This window comes from Rhizobium sp. Root708 (assembly GCF_001429725.1).
Lineage (GTDB): Bacteria > Pseudomonadota > Alphaproteobacteria > Rhizobiales > Rhizobiaceae > Rhizobium.
The window spans coordinates 1-2,728 of sequence record NZ_LMHV01000039.1 but is presented as its reverse complement, the minus strand read 5'-3'; the positions used below and the strand labels follow the sequence as shown (position 1 = coordinate 2,728).

General features: G+C 54.9%; 3 protein-coding genes and 1 pseudogene. 3 read left to right on the top strand and 1 reads right to left on the bottom strand.

All coding sequences use genetic code 11. From position 1 onward, the window contains the following. Positions 1-247: 247 nt before the first annotated feature. A pseudogene (locus ASE04_RS32070) lies at positions 248-376 on the bottom strand (TetR/AcrR family transcriptional regulator); the annotation flags it as partial. Between ASE04_RS32070 and ASE04_RS19235 the strand changes: the two are divergent. The 3 genes from ASE04_RS19235 to ASE04_RS19225 all read left to right on the top strand — a co-directional run bounded on the left by ASE04_RS19235 (position 365) and on the right by ASE04_RS19225 (position 2,206). Beyond that, positions 365-1,138 carry an SDR family NAD(P)-dependent oxidoreductase gene (locus ASE04_RS19235; protein WP_056820517.1) on the top strand — a complete coding sequence of 258 codons (774 nt, stop codon included), beginning with the start codon at positions 365-367 and terminating at the stop codon, positions 1,136-1,138. The pseudogene ASE04_RS32070 and the gene ASE04_RS19235 sit on opposite strands and share 12 nt — an antisense overlap. A gap of 217 nt (positions 1,139-1,355) precedes the next feature. After that, the gene (locus ASE04_RS19230) at positions 1,356-1,664 is read left to right on the top strand and encodes a type II toxin-antitoxin system TacA family antitoxin (protein ID WP_056820514.1); all 309 of its coding nucleotides are present in this window, start codon (positions 1,356-1,358) and stop codon (positions 1,662-1,664) included. Next, the gene (locus tag ASE04_RS19225; RefSeq protein ID WP_056820512.1) at positions 1,664-2,206 is read left to right on the top strand and encodes a hypothetical protein; all 543 of its coding nucleotides are present in this window, start codon (positions 1,664-1,666) and stop codon (positions 2,204-2,206) included. Before ASE04_RS19230 ends, ASE04_RS19225 begins: the two co-directional genes overlap by 1 nt. Positions 2,207-2,728: the final 522 nt, after the last annotated feature.

Here is a 2,728-nt window from a genome sequence, read left to right as displayed (position 1 = left end):
AGGTTCGCTAAATCTGCTCGTCTTCATCAAAATCTCCTCGATCATAAAGCCCGAGAAAATTCTACTTTTGAAGCCCGTTAATTTGCGGGGGGATTACCTCTACTGTCACTAAAAGTTCGGATGACGACGAGGAACAGCGTCGGAGCGATAGATTCGACCCCGCTCAAGAGCAACGAAGAATCCCTCTGGAGCTGGACGCACGCTCATGGCGTTTGTGACCTTGCGGTTTGAGCCGTTGGACGAAACTTCAATCAGGGTTGCGCGTCGAGGCGTGCCGGTTTCCGGGCCAAGCCGCGAGCGCAAGGTCGATCATCCGTTTCAGCAGAGCATTGCAGGCGCCGTCACAGGCCTGTGCGGACATGCCCTGGACCAGAGACTTGCAGACAAGATAGCCCTCATCACTGGAAGTTCGCGCGGTATCGGCCGTGCGGCTGCCCTTGCGTTTGCCAGGGAGGGTGCAGCGCTGATTGGCGTGCACTACACCGCCAATGGGGATGCGGCCCATGCCACCATACGCGACATCGAGGCGCTTGGCGTAAAGGCTGTCGCGGTCAAGGCCGACCTCCGACAGGGGAAGGAGGCAGCCGAAAGTCTCTGGTCGCAGTTCAGCGAAGCCGCGCGTAGCGAGACGGGATCGTCTACTCTGGATATTCTGGTGAACAATGCCGGTATCGCGCCCGCGATACCCTTGAGGCAGACGAGCGAATCCGCGTTCGACGAAGTGATGACGATCAACTACAAGGCGCCGTTCTTCCTCATCCAGGCAGTCGCCGACCACATTCGTGACAATGGCCGTATCATCAATGTCTCAACCGGGTTTACGCGGATCGCGGCGCCGACCCATCCCGCCTATGCGGCCTCGAAGGGCGCGCTGGAGACTTTGACACTGGCGCTGGCACCTGAATTCGCAGCTCGTGGGATTACAGTCAACGCTGTCCTGCCCGGTGTGACGGAGACGGATATGAATGCCGGATGGTTGGCATCGCCGGACGCCCGCGCCGGCGCCGAGGCCCTCTCGGTCTTCTCACGCGTTGGAAGGGCGGAGGATGTCGCCGACGTGATCGCCTTTCTCGCATCGAATGATGCACGTTGGACGACAGGTCAAATGATCGATGCCACAGGGGGCGCGCGAATTTGAACTATATCAAGGATAGACAATGTTCGAGCCGTAAACCGATAGGATTGGTATGCTTGGCGAGGGGCCGGTTGAAGTAACAAGCCGCTGTGCAGGCAGAGCGTTGAGTGACGTTTCGGCGTACGTCCATACGACGTACAAAAATCAGTATATTGGCTTGACCGGTACGTCGTTTTGACGTACGCATAACCATACCCTCACACCCGCATAGGAGGCGACAATGGTTGCGTTCAAAGATATGACTGCCGAAATCGATGAGCCAAATGACGCACGTATGGGGTTTCGTACGAAGGCGCGCATCAAGACGGCAATCCAACGCGCTGCTGCGCTGTCCGGGGTAGACGACTCCGCATTTACGATCAACGCCGCTTATCAATCTGCCATGACAACGATTGCCGCTCATGAGCGGACCCTTTTGCAACCGGCCGATCATGCTGCGTTTTTTTCTGCGCTGGATAACCCGCCAGAGCCGACAAATAAGCTGAAGGCTGCTTTCAAGCGTCACAGCGAGACTGTAGTTTCAAAATAATGCCACAAAACGAAGTGCCAAAGCCAATCATCGAGCCGCTCGATCCCTCAAAACATGATCGGGCGGCTTTTTCGTGTGGCATCGAGCAGGTCGACAACTTTTTTCAGAAGACCGCAAACAAACTTCAGAAGAGCGACAATCTTCGTGTTTTCGTCATGACGCAAGGTGGGGGCCCGGTGATGGGCTTTTACGCCATCAACAGTCACGCAGTTGATTATACCGAACTTCCGAAAAAGTTTTCCCGCGATCGGCCCGGACACGGGTCAATTCCCGCAGCCTATATCTCAATGATGGGCCGTGACTTGAAATTTTCTGGTGCAGGGTATGGCGGCGACTTGCTGATCGACTGCTTGACACGAATAGCTCGTATTTCGGATGAGATTGGTACGGCAATTGTTATGCTTGATGTCCTGGCTTGCGGTGATGCTAGGCGCACCGAGAGGCGAGTAAAGCTCTACAGAGAATATGGCTTCCAGCCTCTGGGGGCAAACCCGATGCGGATGTTCATCCCAATCGCGACCATCAAGAAGATGATCGAATAAACCCTGCCGCTCATAGGACTCTCGACGGCTCTGTCGAAAGATTTTGCCGGTGTCACAGCCGTTGAGGAAGAGCGCGGGTCGGACCCTAATCGTAGGATCTTCACACAGCGGCCGCGAGGCAAGGGGCATTGGAAGCATCGAGATCTAGTGCCACTAAGTGGTAGTGCAGGCAAAAGGGGACCTATGAATGCGCGCACAGCGAACAGGTGAAGATGACATAGAAATGGGAGAACGTACCCGTGCGCTCCGGAACCTCAAAGGAATAAGTCAGGTCGATCTAGGGGAAGCGCTTGGCGTTACGTTTCACAGGTCCAGAAGTACGAACGTGGTAAAAACCGCCTCTCAATCAATTTGTTCATTGCCGTTCGCAAGACCCTTGGGGCGCATCCGATGGAACTGATCGGTAGTTATTTTCAGGATGAAATTGGTCTGCCCCCTGAAAAGTGATCCTTCTTGAAGTATGGCTTATGAGCCGAAGAAGGACATTGGAATGGCAGCGAAAAGACACAAGGCAGAAGAGAT